At 35.0% G+C, this 16182-nt stretch carries 19 protein-coding genes; 15 read left to right on the forward strand and 4 right to left on the reverse strand.

Annotated elements, in window-relative coordinates; genetic code table 11:
• Positions 1 to 8 precede the first annotated feature (8 nt).
• The 4 genes from GQ40_RS02035 to GQ40_RS02050 all read right to left on the reverse strand — a co-directional run bounded on the left by GQ40_RS02035 (position 9) and on the right by GQ40_RS02050 (position 7331).
• A complete protein-coding gene (locus GQ40_RS02035; RefSeq protein WP_047545291.1) occupies positions 9 to 872 on the reverse strand; it encodes a hypothetical protein in 864 nt (287 codons plus the stop codon).
• Between the two features lie 12 nt (positions 873 to 884).
• Positions 885 to 2468 carry a SusD/RagB family nutrient-binding outer membrane lipoprotein gene (locus GQ40_RS02040; protein WP_047545292.1) on the reverse strand — a complete coding sequence of 528 codons (1584 nt, stop codon included), beginning with the start codon at positions 2466 to 2468 and terminating at the stop codon, positions 885 to 887.
• 4 nt (positions 2469 to 2472) lie between these two features.
• A complete protein-coding gene (locus GQ40_RS02045) occupies positions 2473 to 5583 on the reverse strand; it encodes a SusC/RagA family TonB-linked outer membrane protein (protein ID WP_047545294.1) in 3111 nt (1036 codons plus the stop codon).
• A gap of 116 nt (positions 5584 to 5699) precedes the next feature.
• On the reverse strand, positions 5700 to 7331 hold the full coding sequence (locus GQ40_RS02050) for a surface antigen (D15) (RefSeq protein ID WP_047551288.1): 1632 nt from the start codon (positions 7329 to 7331) through the stop codon (positions 5700 to 5702).
• Positions 7332 to 7560: 229 nt separating this feature from the next.
• On the opposite strand from GQ40_RS02050, the gene rpsL reads away from it, so the two are divergent.
• The 15 genes from rpsL (at position 7561) to rplN (ending at position 16174) form a co-directional block, all read left to right on the forward strand.
• On the forward strand, positions 7561 to 7935 hold the full coding sequence (gene rpsL / locus GQ40_RS02055) for a 30S ribosomal protein S12 (protein ID WP_047545295.1): 375 nt from the start codon (positions 7561 to 7563) through the stop codon (positions 7933 to 7935).
• Between the two features lie 23 nt (positions 7936 to 7958).
• On the forward strand, positions 7959 to 8435 hold the full coding sequence (gene rpsG / locus GQ40_RS02060) for a 30S ribosomal protein S7 (protein WP_047545297.1): 477 nt from the start codon (positions 7959 to 7961) through the stop codon (positions 8433 to 8435).
• A gap of 6 nt (positions 8436 to 8441) precedes the next feature.
• Complete coding sequence (gene fusA / locus GQ40_RS02065; RefSeq protein WP_047545299.1) at positions 8442 to 10568, forward strand: elongation factor G; 2127 nt, start codon at positions 8442 to 8444, stop codon at positions 10566 to 10568.
• A gap of 13 nt (positions 10569 to 10581) precedes the next feature.
• On the forward strand, positions 10582 to 10887 hold the full coding sequence (gene rpsJ, locus GQ40_RS02070; RefSeq protein WP_010181931.1) for a 30S ribosomal protein S10: 306 nt from the start codon (positions 10582 to 10584) through the stop codon (positions 10885 to 10887).
• A gap of 184 nt (positions 10888 to 11071) precedes the next feature.
• Positions 11072 to 11689, forward strand: coding sequence for a 50S ribosomal protein L3 (rplC, locus tag GQ40_RS02075; protein ID WP_047545304.1), 618 nt, complete (start codon positions 11072 to 11074; stop codon positions 11687 to 11689).
• Positions 11689 to 12318: a 50S ribosomal protein L4 gene (gene rplD / locus GQ40_RS02080; RefSeq protein ID WP_047545306.1), complete on the forward strand. Its 630-nt coding sequence runs from the start codon at positions 11689 to 11691 to the stop codon at positions 12316 to 12318. Before rplC ends, rplD begins: the two co-directional genes overlap by 1 nt.
• 7 nt (positions 12319 to 12325) lie before the next feature.
• Complete coding sequence (gene rplW, locus GQ40_RS02085; protein WP_040278745.1) at positions 12326 to 12616, forward strand: 50S ribosomal protein L23; 291 nt, start codon at positions 12326 to 12328, stop codon at positions 12614 to 12616.
• A gap of 10 nt (positions 12617 to 12626) precedes the next feature.
• Positions 12627 to 13454, forward strand: coding sequence for a 50S ribosomal protein L2 (gene rplB / locus GQ40_RS02090; RefSeq protein WP_047545312.1), 828 nt, complete (start codon positions 12627 to 12629; stop codon positions 13452 to 13454).
• Positions 13455 to 13464: 10 nt separating this feature from the next.
• Positions 13465 to 13743, forward strand: a complete 279-nt coding sequence (gene rpsS, locus GQ40_RS02095; RefSeq protein WP_047545314.1) for a 30S ribosomal protein S19 — start codon at positions 13465 to 13467, stop codon at positions 13741 to 13743.
• Between the two features lie 5 nt (positions 13744 to 13748).
• Positions 13749 to 14156, forward strand: coding sequence for a 50S ribosomal protein L22 (gene rplV / locus GQ40_RS02100; protein ID WP_047545315.1), 408 nt, complete (start codon positions 13749 to 13751; stop codon positions 14154 to 14156).
• Between the two features lie 8 nt (positions 14157 to 14164).
• Positions 14165 to 14884: a 30S ribosomal protein S3 gene (gene rpsC / locus GQ40_RS02105; RefSeq protein ID WP_047545317.1), complete on the forward strand. Its 720-nt coding sequence runs from the start codon at positions 14165 to 14167 to the stop codon at positions 14882 to 14884.
• Between the two features lie 18 nt (positions 14885 to 14902).
• A complete protein-coding gene (rplP, locus tag GQ40_RS02110; protein ID WP_047545319.1) occupies positions 14903 to 15322 on the forward strand; it encodes a 50S ribosomal protein L16 in 420 nt (139 codons plus the stop codon).
• A gap of 13 nt (positions 15323 to 15335) precedes the next feature.
• A complete protein-coding gene (rpmC, locus tag GQ40_RS02115; protein WP_047545321.1) occupies positions 15336 to 15527 on the forward strand; it encodes a 50S ribosomal protein L29 in 192 nt (63 codons plus the stop codon).
• 18 nt (positions 15528 to 15545) lie between these two features.
• Positions 15546 to 15803, forward strand: coding sequence for a 30S ribosomal protein S17 (rpsQ, locus tag GQ40_RS02120; RefSeq protein WP_006988541.1), 258 nt, complete (start codon positions 15546 to 15548; stop codon positions 15801 to 15803).
• A 2-nt stretch (positions 15804 to 15805) separates the two neighbouring features.
• Entirely contained in the window at positions 15806 to 16174 is a 369-nt protein-coding gene (gene rplN / locus GQ40_RS02125; protein WP_028871112.1) for a 50S ribosomal protein L14, read from the forward strand.
• Positions 16175 to 16182 lie beyond the last annotated feature (8 nt).

Genomic DNA, 16182 nt, shown 5'->3' on the forward strand with positions numbered 1-16182 from the left:
TTTTTATATTATAGTGGTGTATAAATTGAGACTCCATTTTCTCCATAAGCTTGACAAAACCATGAGATGGTTACGACACCTGTTTCTGGATCAACAGAGTTAACTCCTCCTTCTAGAGGAACTACAGCGCCATAGCCATCTGTTTGACCTGTCCAAGAGATATCTCCACAATTTTCATTTATTACAACATCAAAACTTGTTGGTCCTGTTCCGTAAGCTGTTACATAAGGTCCTACTGTGTAAAGTCCTCCAGACATATCTACTAGACCATATTGTCCATCGCCTAAATCTGTAATTTCTACATCCATAGTGTGCGGATTAAAAGCTGGTAAAAAATCATGATAACCGTAAGTTGTTGTTACGCTGTACATGCCTCCAATATCTGAAAAACAAATTCCGTTAATGGTTATTGTCAATGTTTGAAATTGTCTACCTACTGTAGCATTATTATCTGCCGAAACAATATTTAGAACGAGCACTTTTGGGTTGTCGATATCTATATTTTCAGAATAGAAATTGATGTCGAGCGGTGCAAATTCTCTGTTTTCTTCAATGGTAACTGATTGAGAGTTGTTTTCAAAATCAAAATCGGTTCCCAAAACTGCAGTTGAAGTTGGATCAACTTCAAAAGTTACAGTAATACTGGGATTACTTGAAAAATTATTACCGTTAAAAAGTACTACATTTTCGCTAAATGAGTTGACTGCTCCATCTGTAAGAAAGGCAGGAGAAGCTTCACTGTTACTAAAACCAACCACATATGGTGTATTTGCAAAATCTGCTTCTAATTGTTGCGGATCATCGTCTATACTGCATGAGACCAAAACTCCAACGCTTAGAATTGTCAATAAAATAAATTTAATTTTTTTCATAATCTTTTTTTTTTAGTTAACATCCCAAAATATAGGATTATCAAATGCGGTATCTACAGTTTGATTGTAAATCCCAACATTTGCTGAATTACCTGTATATTCTGATGTTGGATATAATAATCTAATTGGTCTATTTGGTCTATTGGTAATGTCTGGAAGTGGCATATTACTAGGGAAACCTGTTCTTGTATATTCTATCCAAGTTTCAATACCATTTGTGCCTCCTAAATCAATCCATTTCTGGGTAATGATAGCTTCAAGCTTATTTGAAGTTCCGTCCCAGCCAATACCACTTACATTGTTAGAGTTGCTAATGTATGTTGAAGCTGCTATTTCTGGAGTAGTGCTTTCATCTAAATCTTCATCATCTGGCGGAGGTAAGAAATCATCTGTATCAACACCTAATCTAACAAATGAGGATAGAATAGCGCTTTCAAACAAAGACTTAGCATTTCCTGAGGATAGATATCCTTTAAAAATTGCTTCCGACTGCAGAAAAAGTGATTCTGAGGCAGTCATAATATAACCATCTTGTTGAGGAGAAATTAATAAACCAGGACCAATTCTAGAAGGTTGTTCTGAGCCTCCTTGAGTATTTCCTTGAATATCGTCTTGCCCTGATCTCGTTGTATACAATCGTTGAAGTCTAGCATCAGAAACGCCATTAGAAGTTCCGTTTAAAAATTCAACTAAATAAGTGGTAGGTCCAGCTCTTAAATTAGAAAATGTTTGATTACCTGTGATACCAAATGCACCAGGATCATATCCAAATGTTTCTACGAAGGGATTCATTCGATCTAGTTCATCGGAGTATCCAGGGTTGATGGTAACATCTTCTCCAAAATTTATAAAGCTAGCATTATTGAGTGCCTCAAATTCAGTATTAAAAATTGTTTGAAGTTCTGGATTGGTTTGTGCCACATCAGACATACGTAACAATATTCTAAGTTTTATTGTATTTCCAAATTTAATCCATTTTGTCATATTGCCATTCATAATGACATCGCTAGATCCCAAAGGCACAACAGTACTTGTATCTGTATTTTGAATTTGAGCTATGGCATCATTGATATCTTCAATTAAAGAGATGTAAACATCCACTTGGTCATCATATTCGGGAAATAATAAGTCTGAGCGTTGGTGAATATCTGTAAAAGGAATATCTCCATATAAATCAACTAAATATTGAAAATAGAAAGCTCTATATATTTTAGAAACTCCTTTGAAATAATCATAATTATCAGGATATTCATTAGTAATGATTTGAGTTAAATTACCTGTTCTAGCCATTAAGTTGTCCCAAATATTATCGTAAAAATCGGTAGTTAATTGATATTGGAATTCCTCAAAATATGGTGCCTGAACTTGTTGTGCATTGCCAGACCATGTTGCTATCATTGTATTACCTAGACCATTCATTGTTGATAAAAAGGTTTCTGATGGTACGGTAAACGCGCCTGGTAAAATTACCTCTGGAGGTAATTGGTCTATAGCCACTCCATTAGGATCTTCATTTACAAGTACATCGTTACAAGAAAATGTAAGAAATAGCAGTGCCAATGACAGTGTGTATTTTATATTATTTATAGTTTTCATTTTCTTAAAAATTAAGTTTTACGTTCATTGAATAAAATTTGGTTGGTGGTGTTTGGGCATATCCACCAATTCCTGTTCCTATCTCTGGATCATTATAACCTCTATTTTCTTTCGGTAGAAGTACAAGCACGTTTCTGCCACTTATGCCTATTGATAGACCTTGAATAAATGTGTTTTCTAAAACTTTACTTGGTAGAGCATAACTTAGTGCCACTTCTCTAAGTTTAAATGCAGTAGCATCAAGCACGAAGTTTTCATCAATACCCGTGAAATCTCCACTTTGAACAAAAGATTGGTATTGTGCATATTGAGAAGGTCCTCCATAAGATGGTCCTGTAAGCACTGTAGTGTTTTTTTCACCAGAGCCAATAACTGTGGAGTTAGGAAAAATAAAGTGCCCTCTTCCATTTTCCGCAGTAATAAAACTACGACCTTGACCTGTTAAGTTATTGTAAATGTTAGAGTAGAATACATGTCCTGTTCTAAAATCTGCAACAGCACTTAATCTAAAACCCTTATAAGTAATATCTGTTCCAAAATTTAAAATATAATCTGGAGTTGTCTTACCAAGAACTTGTAATCCAGAAGCAGTTCTTGGAGAACCATCTGCATTTAAAACGATTCTACCTTGGTCATCTCTTTCGTAAGCACTACCTCTAATTAAAGGGAATTCTTGACCTTGAATGGCATAAATACCTGGAGAACCTTGACCAAGAATATCTGCATCATCGGTAATTTTTGTAGCAATTGTTTTTTGAGACGCATAACCAAAATTTAAGTTCCATCTTAAATTATCTGTTTTGATTGGGGTTAAACCTAAATCAACTTCGTAAGCATTCGTTTCAGTTTTACCGACATTTACACCAGCACTAAACACACTGGTAGCAGATGATACGGAAGCACTTAATATTTGATTGTCATTTGTGTAAAATGAATAACTACCATCTAGTGTAATTCTTGGAGTTCCTCCACGATACAATAATTCTAAATTTAAATTAGCTTCTATAGTATTAATAAATTCTGGTTCAATGGCATTATCAAATGTTGAGGATGGAATAATGAATGAATTTATACCTCCTGAATATGGGAAAGCTGCAGGTCTAAAACCTGTATCAAATAAATCATGAGGACCTAAAGCAGAAATATTTGCAGTCTTTACGTACCCACCAGAAAGTTTCATTCTATGTAGAATGTCCGATTTGATTTCTGGAAACGCTTTTGTAGGTATAAATGATGCTCCTGCGGAATAATAAAAGAAACCAATGTCTCCAATCGTTCTTCCAGGAGATTGCAGTCTAGAATCCCATTCTTGTCTTCCTGTAAGGTTTAAGTATAAATAATCTTTATAACTCAAATCTACATTGGCAAAAACTGCTTGTTGTCTTTGTTTAAAGCTGAAATCTGAAACAGAAATACCGCTAGAAATATTTTCCACCGTATATAATCCAGGAAGCGTTAATATATCTCCTGCTGTTGTTTGAGAAAATCCTTTACTTTCGGTACTATTGAATCCTATCAAAGATTTTAATTCAATATCCTCTGTTAGTTGATAATTGAAATTAGTAATCAAATCTGTATATAAGGTTCTTGAAGAATTGCTTTGAACACTTAAAGAGGATTGTATATCTCTTCCATCTCCGGTTACAGTATATTCGGAAACATAATCATTTGCGTAAATAAAACCTTTACCATTTTGGCTTACGACATTGCTTCTTAAAATGGTACTGATATTATCATTGAATTGATAAGATAGGTCTGCAGATAAATCTGATCTCGTATTCTCAGAGATACTTCTTTGATTATCCTTAACCCAATATGGACTATTTGCGAAGGCTGTCCAGTGATCACTGTTACTGCCAGAGTTAAAATCGGTCACATTGATATCACTTGGTAGTTGTGCTAATTGTGAATACACACCACCCAAACGAACATTACCGCTATTGTCAAAAATGGTACTTGAAACATTTTGATTTTCACTAGTGTATCTAGCATTTCCCGAGATAGAAAACTTACCAAAGGTTTTACCAGCACTCAATGCAAAAAAGTCTTTATCAAAAGAATCGTCTGGTATGATACCATCTGTTTTTCTTCTGTTTGCAGATAAGGAGTAAAACCCTTCGCTATCTCCTCCAGACAATGTAATCGTATTTTGTACAGTAATACCACTATTAAAAAAGTCCTTCATATTGTCTTTTTTAAATTCGTAGGTACTATATGTAAAATCATTAAATGTTGGATAAGGCAAACCAGTAGGTTGAATAGAGCCATCATATTCTGGTCCCCAAGACCCTTGGTCAAAAGCATCTATTTCTCCCCAATATCCTTTACCATATCTGTCTTGTAATTGAGGTAAAAAAGCAATGTCTTCAATGGTAAGCGTGCTAGATAAAGCAATGTTGAGTTTACCTTGGTTTTTTGTACCTTTTTTTGTAGTTACAATAATAACACCATTTCCTCCACGAGAGCCATAAAGAGCAGCACCATTAGGACCTTTTATAACGTTAATGGATTCTATAATTTCAGGATCTAAATCTGACAGGATTGTTGCTGAAGATATAACATTGTCAATAACCACTAGCGCAGAGTTGGATCCAGATAATGAACGCGTACCTCTTAATAAAATGGTAGTAGATGGGTTAACACCAGTATTGGTTGTGTTAATCTGTAAACCAGACACTTTACCAGCTAACGATTGTACAGCATCTGGGTTGTTTGCCGAAACAATTTCTTCGGCTTTTAGATTTTCATAAGCAGTTGTAATTTCATCAGGCTTTCTTTTTATACCTACTGCGGTAACTATAACTTCATCAAGAGCATCTGCATCTTCCAGCATTGTTACATTTATGGTGTTTGACTCTCCAACTTCAATTTCTTGAGTTTTAAATCCTATATAAGAGAACACTAATTTATCTCCTACGCTTGCTGTTATGGAGTAAATACCATCGAAAGATGTTTGAGTTCCTGTAGATGTGCCTTTTACAATTATATTTACTCCAGGAAGTGGAACAGAAGACTGGTCTAAAACGGTACCTGTAATAATTTTTTCTTGTGCAATTGTAAGTTGCACAGCTAACAAGAGTAATAGCGTTAGCAATTTACTTAGAGTTTTTTTCATATTTGAGTTTATTAAATTAGTCTAAACCAAAGTTCTTAATAAAAAGTTAAGAAACCTATAATTATGACATGTATTTCCTTAAAAAAATGAATTATTCATTTTGACTATTTGAAAAATTAGAAAGTCGTAGTTAAGCTCAAATGAATTTTGGAATCTGATAATTTGAATTTTTGATTTTCAGTTTTACCGCTTGTGTAATTAAAGCGAAATAACCCTGCTTTGGTGAGCAAACCAAAACCAAAACCGTACCCGAATAATTTCTCTTTTTGATTCGTGATTTGATTTTCAAAATAGGCTGCATCAATTACCGAGTGTACGTAAATGCTATTGTTGAGTTTGTATCTATATTCGGTATTTAAAACAGTGTAGAGGTTGGCAATCAAACTATTTTCCTCAAAACCACGAATAGAATTGATACCGCCAAATCGAGGTAGCTCGTTCTCTAGATAAGTTTCGGAAACTAGATATTGACCGCTAATCCTTCCGAAGATACTATTTTTGTCATTGAGGTTGAAAATCTTAAAAGTATTAAGTGAAAAATCTGATTGACGTTCATCAATTTCCTCATAAGATCTGTTCCCAAAACCTCCAGTTATATCAAACAAGAAATTTATTGGGAATAGCACTTCATAATTCTGTCTGTTGGTAAAGGTGTAATTTAAAAAGTATTTATTAGAGCTATAGTCTGTAATGAGCAAAGACGGTATGTCTAATAGATCTGTAGAGTTTACTGCATTGACTCCCGCAGAAATGACGTTTTTACTGTTAATTTGATAATTAAGTTTTGCAGCTTGTGTCACCGTTACAAAAGATGTGTCCCTCTTAAAAATGTTCAAGTTTAAATCGAGCCCAACCGGAGAGCTAAATATATATGGCGCGTTCAATTTTAGATCAAATGTCTGCTGATCGCTTTCGTCGCTTTTGTATAAAAGCCTCAGGGACTCTCCATAATTAAGATTGTTAATGAGGTTTAAATTTAAATATCCGTCAAACTCTATCTTATTTGTTTCCTCATTAGTGCCAAAGCCCAAAAATCCATCAAACGTGTTGCTCTTGGTTTTTTCGATGTACATATATAATATGGTAGAATCTTGAGTGAATAGTACTTCGGGATCTCTTATTTGATTTGCAAATGTTAAATCGTTAAAGGCCTTTGTTTTTGCTTTTATTTTTTCTAAACTAAAAACTTGATTGGATTTTATTTTTAGATACCTTTTTATAAATGACTTCGGAAACTTTTCATATCCCTTTAAAATCAATTTATCAATTGTTCTAGACTTTGCCTTAGAGACATTCAAGGAACCGGAAAGTTGGTTGTTGCCTATTTTCTGGATGTTTGTCAAAATGATCGAGCTAAACGGATTACCCTTATTCGCTATTTGGGTATTAATATATTGTAGAGTGGTTTCAGCTTTTTCAATAGGCACAACTAATGCATTTTCTTTATTCAAAAAACCTGTAGATTTCAATATCGGTAACTCTACCAGATTGTTATGTGAGATGACGATACTCTCATATTTATTTTTTATTCTGAAATTTGCCATATATGAAGAATCCGTCTTTTTAGAAAACTCCAGTAATTCAGTTTCGATATATCCAATTTTAATGAGTTGGTTTTTGAGATCATTAACTTCGGTTTCTAACGATGAGTAATCTTCAAACGAAATTTGATATCCTAAAGAATCAATTGTTTTTGTTTCAATTTCCGAAGAACCTTTGCAGCTTAAATATAAGTTTTGGGAAGTCATCTTGGAAACAAATAACAGAAAAAATAGGGGAGTAAAAAGATGTTTTAATTTTGGCATCAAGGATTCAATTATTTAAATCTAACGCAAAATAGCCATTAAAAATATCTACTTATAAAATTAATTTGAAAAACTTTGCAAAATTAATTGCTTAGTGTTTGAATAATTCATATTTATTTCTACCTTTGCAGCCCTCTAAAGAGAGGGTTTAATATAAATTATATAGAAATATATGCCAACAATTTCACAATTAGTACGAAAAGGAAGGACCAAAATAACCAAGAAGAGTAAATCGGCTGCCTTAGATTCGTGTCCACAAAGACGTGGTGTGTGTACTCGTGTTTATACAACGACACCTAAAAAACCAAACTCAGCAATGCGTAAGGTAGCAAGGGTTCGTTTAACAAACGGAAACGAGGTTAATGCATACATCGGTGGTGAAGGACATAATCTACAAGAGCACTCGATAGTATTGGTTAGAGGTGGAAGGGTAAAAGATTTGCCAGGAGTTAGATATCACATCGTTCGTGGTGCCTTAGACACAGCAGGTGTTGCAGGTAGAACACAACGTAGATCTAAGTATGGAGCAAAACGCCCTAAGAAGTAATTTAAAAACTTTAAGAAGAAGACATGAGAAAAAGAGCAGCAAAAAAGAGACCGCTTTTACCAGACCCAAGGTTTAACGATCAGTTAGTAACTCGTTTCGTTAATATGATGATGTGGGACGGTAAGAAGTCTGTCGCTTTTAAGGTATTCTACGATGCAATTGATATTGTAGATTCAAAAAAGACTGACGAAGAAAAAACAGCATTAGAAGTTTGGAAGGATGCATTATCAAACGTTATGCCTCACGTAGAAGTACGTAGTCGTAGAGTAGGTGGAGCAACATTTCAGATCCCAATGCAGATTCGTCCAGATCGTAAAGTATCAACAGCTATGAAATGGTTGATATCTTACTCAAGAAAAAGAAATGAAAAATCAATGCCACAAAAATTAGCTGCTGAAATTTTAGCTGCAGCTAAAGAAGAAGGTGCAGCTGTTAAGAAGAGAGTTGATACTCACAAAATGGCAGAAGCAAACAAGGCATTCTCTCACTTTAGATTTTAATAAGAAATGGCAAGAGATTTAAAATACACAAGAAATATTGGGATTGCTGCGCATATTGATGCAGGAAAAACCACTACAACAGAGCGTATTCTTTATTATACGGGAGTTTCTCATAAAATTGGTGAAGTACATGATGGTGCTGCAACAATGGACTGGATGGAGCAAGAGCAGGAAAGAGGTATTACAATTACATCTGCTGCAACAACTTGTACTTGGGTTTTTCCAAAAGAAAATGCTGAGCCTACCGAAGATGCAAAAGATTATCATTTTAATATTATTGATACTCCAGGTCACGTTGATTTTACTGTTGAAGTAAATCGTTCATTACGTGTGCTTGATGGTTTAGTATTCTTGTTTAGTGCAGTTGATGGTGTTGAGCCACAATCTGAAACGAACTGGAGACTAGCAGATAATTATAAAGTTCCAAGAATTGGTTTCGTTAATAAAATGGACCGTCAAGGATCTAATTTCCTTGCTGTATGTCAGCAGGTAAAAGATATGTTGAAATCAAACGCAGTTCCAATTGTATTGAACATTGGTGATGAGATTGATTTTAAAGGTATAATCGATTTAGTAAAAAACAGAGCTATTGTATGGCATGATGAAACTCAAGGGGCAACTTTTGATGTTATTGAAATTCCAGAAGAGCTTAAGGCTGAAGCTAAAAAATATAGAGCACTCTTAATAGAGGAAGTTGCTGGTTATGATGAAAATCTTCTTGAAAAATTCATGGAGGATGAAGATTCTATTACAGAAGATGAAGTGCATGCTGCACTTAGAGCTGCTGTAATGGATATGGCAATCATACCAATGATTTGTGGTTCTGCATTTAAAAATAAAGGGGTACAGTTTTTATTAGATGCTGTATGTCGTTATTTACCTTCTCCAATGGATAGAGAAAGTGTTGTGGGTGTAAATCCAGATACAGATAAAGAAGAAAAACGTAAGCCAAGTGTAAACGAACCTTTTTCAGCGTTAGCTTTTAAAATTGCAACAGATCCTTTTGTAGGTCGTTTAGCATTCTTTAGAGCTTACTCTGGTCGTTTAGACGCAGGTTCTTATATCTTGAACAACCGTTCAGGTAAAAAAGAACGTATTTCACGTATATATCAAATGCACTCTAATAAGCAAAACGCAATCGATTTTATCGAAGCAGGAGATATTGGAGCAGCTGTAGGATTTAAAGACATTAAGACTGGTGATACTATGTCTGATGAAAAGCATCCTATAGTTTTGGAATCTATGGACTTTCCAGATCCAGTTATCGGTATTGCGGTAGAACCTAAAACAAAAGCAGATGTTGATAAATTGGGTATGGCTCTATCTAAACTAGCAGAAGAAGATCCAACATTTACAGCAAGAACAGACGAAGCTTCAGGACAGACTATTATTTCTGGAATGGGTGAGCTTCACCTAGATATTATTGTAGACCGTCTTAGACGTGAGTTTAAAGTAGAAGTTAACCAAGGTCAACCTCAAGTAGAGTACAAAGAATCTATAACCAGAGCTGCAGAGCACAGAGAAGTTTATAAAAAACAATCTGGTGGTCGTGGTAAGTTTGCTGATATTGTATTTAGGTTAGAGCCTTCAGAAGAAGGTAAACTAGGATTAGAGTTTGTTTCTGAAATTAAAGGTGGAAATGTTCCTAAGGAATTTATCCCTTCTATAGAGAAAGGTTTCAGAATGGCAATGGTCAATGGTCCTTTAGCAGGATACGAAGTTGATGCGATGAAGGTAACCTTATTAGATGGATCTTATCACGATGTGGATTCAGATCAATTATCTTTTGAGCTGGCTGCAAAGCTTGGATTTAAGAATTCAGCTAAAGCTGCGAAAGCGGTAATTATGGAGCCAATCATGAAACTTGAGGTAATTACTCCTGAAGAAAACATGGGTGACATTGTAGGTGACTTAAACAGAAGAAGAGGTCAAATGACAAGTATGGGAGATAGAGCTGGAGCAAAAACTGTAAAAGCAACTGTGCCATTATCAGAAATGTTTGGTTATGTAACTACATTAAGAACATTGTCATCAGGTCGTGCAACATCAACAATGGAATTTTCACATTATGCTGAAACTCCTTCTAATATTTCAGAAGAAGTAATTAAAGCAGCTAAAGGCGTAGAAGCTTAAAACTAAATAGAAAATGAGTCAGAAAATTAGAATAAAATTAAAGTCTTACGATCACAATTTAGTTGATAAGTCTGCTGAAAAGATTGTAAAAACAGTGAAAAGTACTGGTGCTGTTGTGACAGGTCCAATTCCTTTACCAACGCATAAAAAGATTTTCACTGTATTGCGTTCACCACACGTAAATAAGAAGTCAAGAGAACAATTTCAATTAAGCTCTTATAAGCGCTTATTGGATATTTACTCTTCATCTTCTAAGACGATTGACGCTTTAATGAAACTTGAATTGCCAAGTGGAGTTGAAGTTGAGATAAAAGTGTAAGTAACTCTTAGTTATCTAAGAAATTTAAATGTCCCACCGATGCGGTCGCGGGAAAAACGGTAAAAATACAATTCAAGGTCGAATGTATTTTCGGCCTTGAATTTTACAAATAGGGACAAGTCGCGACTTGTCCGACATAAACTGAAAAGGCAAGTCGCGAATTGCTAACTAAAAATAATTAATTATGTCTGGGTTAATAGGAAAAAAGATCGGTATGACCAGCATTTTCGATGAAAATGGAAAAAATATTCCATGTACAGTAATCGAAGCTGGACCATGTATCGTTACCCAAGTCAGAACCGAAGAGGTAGACGGGTACAATGCCCTTCAACTTGGTTTCGATGACAAGACAGAGAAAAGTGCTACAAAAGCTGAAATTGGTCACGCCAAAAAAGCTGGTACTTCTGTTAAATCAAAAGTCGCGGAATTTCAAGGATTTGGAGGAGATTACAAATTAGGTGATGCCATAACAGTAGAGCACTTTATAGAAGGTGAATTTGTTGATATTGCAGGAACATCAAAAGGTAAAGGTTTCCAAGGTGTTGTGAAACGTCATGGATTTGGTGGAGTTGGTCAAGCAACGCATGGTCAACACAACCGTTTAAGAGCTCCAGGTTCTATTGGTGCTGCTTCATATCCTGCAAGAGTATTTAAAGGTATGAAAATGGCTGGTCGAATGGGTGGCGAAAGAGTGAATGTTGAAAATTTAAGAGTCTACAAGGTAGTTCCAGAAAAGAACTTAATCGTGGTTAAAGGATGTGTTCCAGGACACAAAAACTCTTATGTAATTATTCAGAAGTAATGAAAGTAGCAGTTTTAGATTTAAACGGAAAAGACACAGGTAGAAAGGTAGAGCTTTCTAAGGATGTGTTCGCTATTGGGCCTAATAACCATGCAGTTTACTTAGATGTTAAGCAATATCTTGCTAATCAACGTCAAGGAACGCACAAGGCAAAAGAAAGAGCAGAAATTTCTGGAAGTACACGTAAGATTAAAAAACAAAAAGGTACTGGTACTGCAAGAGCAGGTAGTATTAAATCTGGTGTATTTAAAGGTGGTGGACGTATGTTCGGACCAAGACCAAGAAATTATAGCTTTAAGCTTAACAAAAACCTGAAGCGTCTAGCACGTAAATCAGCGTTAAGTATGAAAGCAAATGATAAAGATATCGTAGTTTTGGAAGATTTCAGTTTTGATGCTCCAAAGACGAAAAACTTTACAAATATGTTGAAAGCATTAGAGATACAAGATAAAAAATCTTTGATTGTGTTGGGTGCTTCAAATAATAATGTATATTTGTCATCACGAAATTTTAAGGGCTCTGAAGTCGTAATGAATTCAGAATTAAGTACTTATAAGATTTTAAATGCAAATAAAATAGTTCTTTTAGAGAGTTCTTTAGAAGGAATTGAAACGAATTTAAGTAAATAAGAAGACAATGAGTATCTTAATTAAACCTATCATCACTGAAAAAGCAACAACTAATAGTGAGTTGAACAATTGCTTTACATTTCAAGTGAACACTAAGGCGAACAAGGTAGAAATCAAAAAAGCAGTTGAAGCTGCTTATGGTGTCTCTGTTGAAAAAGTTCGTACTATAAATGTCCGTCCAGATAGAAGTACTAAGTTTACAAAAACTGGTATTCAACATGGTAAAACAAATGCTGTTAAAAAGGCAATTGTACAACTGGCGGAAGGTGAAGTAATTGATTTATACACTAACATGTAATTAGACAAGAATGTCGGTAAGAAAATTAAAACCAATCACATCAGCTCAGCGATTTAGAGTAGTAAATGGATTCGATGCCATCACTACTGATAAGCCGGAGAAGAGTTTGCTCGCTCCGAACAAAAGATCTGGTGGTAGAAACAATCGAGGAAAAATGACCATGCGCCAAATTGGTGGAGGTCATAAAAGAAAGTATCGTATTATCGATTTTAAACGTAATAAAACAGGAGTTCCTGGTGAAGTTATGTCAATTCAATACGATCCTAACAGAACAGCTTTTATCGCTTTATTGAATTATCAAGATGGTGAAAAAAGCTATATCATTGCGCAAAACGGATTACAAGTTGGGCAAAATGTTGTTTCTGGAAGAGAAGGAGTAGCGCCAGAAATTGGTAATTCTATGCCTTTAAGTGAGATTCCATTAGGTACAATAATTTCTTGTATAGAATTACGTCCTGGACAAGGAGCAGTAATGGCAAGAAGTGCTGGTGCTTTTGCTCAATTAATGGCAAGAGACGGTAAGTTCGCAACAGTTAAATTACCTTCGGGAGAAACAAGATTGATTCTTTCAGAATGTATGGCAACAATAGGAGTTGTTTCTAACTCAGATCATCAATTGACAGTTTCTGGTAAAGCAGGACGTACAAGATGGTTAGGTAGAAGGCCTAGAGTAAGACCAGTGGTTATGAATCCAGTCGATCACCCAATGGGTGGTGGTGAAGGTAAATCTTCAGGAGGGCACCCAAGATCAAGAAATGGTATTCCAGCTAAAGGTTATAGAACACGTTCTAAAACTAAGTCGAGTAATAAGTATATTGTAGAACGTAGAAAGAAATAATTGAGATAATATGGCACGTTCATTAAAAAAAGGACCTTACATCCATTATAAATTGAGTAAAAGAGTTGAAGAGAATGTGGCTTCAAACAAAAAGACGGTAATCAAAACGTGGTCTAGAGCCTCTATGATTTCGCCAGATTTTGTTGGGCAAACAATAGCTGTTCACAATGGTCGTCAATTTGTACCAGTTTATGTAACTGAAAATATGGTAGGTCATAAATTAGGAGAATTTTCACCAACAAGATCTTTTAGAGGTCATGCAGGTGCAAAAAATAAAGGTAAAAAATAGTAGCTATGGGAAGTCGTAAAAAACAAATGGCAGACGCTATTAAAGAAGACAGAAAAAAAGTTGCATTTGCAAAACTTAATAACTGTCCTACTTCGCCAAGAAAAATGCGTTTAGTTGCAGATTTGGTAAGAGGTAAGGAAGCTGAAAAAGCATTACAAATCTTAAGATTTAGCTCAAAGGAAGCATCTCGTCGTTTAGAGAAGTTGTTGTTATCAGCAATTGCGAACTGGCAAGCTAAAAATGAAGATGCAGATCTAGAAGAAGCAGATTTATTTGTTCAAGAGATTAGAGTTGATGGAGGATCTATGTTAAAGAGATTACGTCCAGCGCCTCAAGGTCGTGCACATAGAATAAGAAAAAGATCTAATCACGTTACAGTTGTGATTGGAGCTAAAAATAACACACAAGCTTAAGTAGAGATATGGGACAAAAGACAAATCCAATCGGAAATCGTTTAGGAATTATCAGAGGATGGGAATCTAACTGGTATGGTGGAAATGATTATGGTGACAAACTTGCTGAGGATGATAAAATCAGAAAGTACATCCATGCTCGTTTATCTAAAGCAAGTGTATCTAGAGTTATTATTGAGCGCACGCTTAAACTTGTAACCGTTACTATCACTACTGCAAGACCTGGTATTATTATCGGTAAAGGTGGTCAAGAGGTAGACAAGTTAAAAGAAGAGCTTAAGAAAATTACTGGAAAAGAAGTTCAGTTAAATATCTTTGAAATAAAGAGACCTGAACTTGATGCGTTTTTAGTAGGATCAAGTGTTGCTCGTCAAATTGAAAATCGTATCTCATATAGACGTGCGATCAAGATGGCAATTGCTGCTGCTATGCGTATGAATGCAGAAGGAATAAAAATTCAGATTAGTGGTCGTTTAAATGGTGCGGAAATGGCACGTAGTGAACACTATAAAGAAGGACGTATTCCATTGTCTACTTTTAGAGCTGATATTGACTATGCTTTGGTTGAGGCACATACTACTTATGGTAGATTAGGTGTTAAAGTGTGGATCATGAAAGGTGAAGTATACGGAAAAAGAGAACTTTCTCCATTAGTTGGCTTGTCTAAGAAACAAGGTGGTAAAACAGGAGGACGCGGTCGAGATAATAAATCTCGTCGTAGAAAGTAATTTTAAAGAAAAGTAATAATGTTACAACCGAAAAGAACAAAATTTCGTAAAGTCCAAAAAGGACGTATGAAAGGAAATACCGGAAGAGGTCATATGCTTTCTAGTGGTATGTTTGGAATAAAATCTTTAGATTCTGAATTTTTGACATCTCGTCAAATTGAAGCTGCACGTATCGCTGCAACTCGTTATATGAAAAGAGAAGGTCAATTATGGATAAAAGTATTTCCAGATAAACCAATTACTAAGAAACCATTAGAAGTACGTATGGGTAAAGGTAAAGGTGCTGTAGAATATTGGGTAGCGGTAGTTAAACCAGGAAGAATTATCTTCGAAGTTGGTGGAGTACCAATTGAGGTAGCTAAAGAAGCTTTACGCTTAGCAGCTCAAAAATTACCAGTGAAAACTAAGTTTTTAATCGCTAGAGATTACGAAGCATAATTTATTTGATATCATGAAACAATCAGAAATTAAAGAATTATCAGTAACTGAGTTACAAGAGAGACTTAGTGAAACTAAAAAGAGTTATGCAGAGCTTAAAATGGCACATGCAATCTCTCCATTAGATAATCCAATTCAGTTACGAACCGTTAGACGATCAGTAGCAAGAATTGCAACAGAATTAACTAAAAGAGAAATACAATAATTGTATTCTGGCTGAAAGATGGAAAAAAGAAATTTAAGAAAAGAGCGTATAGGAGTTGTTACTAGTAACAAAATGCAGAAATCAATTGTGGTTGCTGAAGTTAAAAAAGTAAAACACCCTATGTACGGAAAATTCGTTTTGAAAACAAAGAAATATGTTGCTCACGACGAAACAAACGACTGTAACATTGGAGATACAGTAAAGATCATGGAAACAAGACCTTTAAGTAAATCTAAATGTTGGAGATTAGTAGAAATAATTGAAAGAGCGAAGTAATTATGGTACAACAAGAATCAAGATTAAAAGTAGCTGATAACACTGGAGCAAAGGAAGTATTAACTATCCGTGTTCTAGGTGGTACAAAAAGAAGATACGCGTCTATTGGAGATAAAATAGTTGTCTCAGTTAAAGATGCTACTCCTAATGGAAACATTAAAAAAGGAGCAGTTTCAACAGCAGTAGTTGTTCGTACTAAAAAAGAAGTGAGACGTCCAGATGGATCTTATATAAGATTTGATGATAACGCATGTGTACTTTTAAATCCAACAGGAGAAATGAGAGGAACACGTGTTTTTGGACCAGTAGCTAGAGAACTTCGTGATAGACAATTCATGAAAATTGTATCATTAGCACCAGAAGTGCTTTAATGACTAAT

This window comes from Psychroserpens sp. Hel_I_66 (assembly GCF_000799465.1).
Classification (GTDB): domain Bacteria; phylum Bacteroidota; class Bacteroidia; order Flavobacteriales; family Flavobacteriaceae; genus Psychroserpens.

Bases quoted from the DNA above. Each gene is read 5' to 3' on its own strand.
- GQ40_RS02035 (WP_047545291.1), bottom strand. From the start codon at position 872: ATGAAAAAAATTAAATTTATTTTATTGACAATTCTAAGCGTTGGAGTT.
- GQ40_RS02040 (WP_047545292.1), bottom strand. From the start codon at position 2,468: ATGAAAACTATAAATAATATAAAATACACACTGTCATTGGCACTGCTA.
- GQ40_RS02045 (WP_047545294.1), bottom strand. From the start codon at position 5,583: ATGAAAAAAACTCTAAGTAAATTGCTAACGCTATTACTCTTGTTAGCT.
- GQ40_RS02050 (WP_047551288.1), bottom strand. From the start codon at position 7,331: ATGACTTCCCAAAACTTATATTTAAGCTGCAAAGGTTCTTCGGAAATT.
- rpsL (WP_047545295.1), top strand. From the start codon at position 7,561: ATGCCAACAATTTCACAATTAGTACGAAAAGGAAGGACCAAAATAACC.
- rpsG (WP_047545297.1), top strand. From the start codon at position 7,959: ATGAGAAAAAGAGCAGCAAAAAAGAGACCGCTTTTACCAGACCCAAGG.
- fusA (WP_047545299.1), top strand. From the start codon at position 8,442: ATGGCAAGAGATTTAAAATACACAAGAAATATTGGGATTGCTGCGCAT.
- rpsJ (WP_010181931.1), top strand. From the start codon at position 10,582: ATGAGTCAGAAAATTAGAATAAAATTAAAGTCTTACGATCACAATTTA.
- rplC (WP_047545304.1), top strand. From the start codon at position 11,072: ATGTCTGGGTTAATAGGAAAAAAGATCGGTATGACCAGCATTTTCGAT.
- rplD (WP_047545306.1), top strand. From the start codon at position 11,689: ATGAAAGTAGCAGTTTTAGATTTAAACGGAAAAGACACAGGTAGAAAG.
- rplW (WP_040278745.1), top strand. From the start codon at position 12,326: ATGAGTATCTTAATTAAACCTATCATCACTGAAAAAGCAACAACTAAT.
- rplB (WP_047545312.1), top strand. From the start codon at position 12,627: ATGTCGGTAAGAAAATTAAAACCAATCACATCAGCTCAGCGATTTAGA.
- rpsS (WP_047545314.1), top strand. From the start codon at position 13,465: ATGGCACGTTCATTAAAAAAAGGACCTTACATCCATTATAAATTGAGT.
- rplV (WP_047545315.1), top strand. From the start codon at position 13,749: ATGGGAAGTCGTAAAAAACAAATGGCAGACGCTATTAAAGAAGACAGA.
- rpsC (WP_047545317.1), top strand. From the start codon at position 14,165: ATGGGACAAAAGACAAATCCAATCGGAAATCGTTTAGGAATTATCAGA.
- rplP (WP_047545319.1), top strand. From the start codon at position 14,903: ATGTTACAACCGAAAAGAACAAAATTTCGTAAAGTCCAAAAAGGACGT.
- rpmC (WP_047545321.1), top strand. From the start codon at position 15,336: ATGAAACAATCAGAAATTAAAGAATTATCAGTAACTGAGTTACAAGAG.
- rpsQ (WP_006988541.1), top strand. From the start codon at position 15,546: ATGGAAAAAAGAAATTTAAGAAAAGAGCGTATAGGAGTTGTTACTAGT.
- rplN (WP_028871112.1), top strand. From the start codon at position 15,806: ATGGTACAACAAGAATCAAGATTAAAAGTAGCTGATAACACTGGAGCA.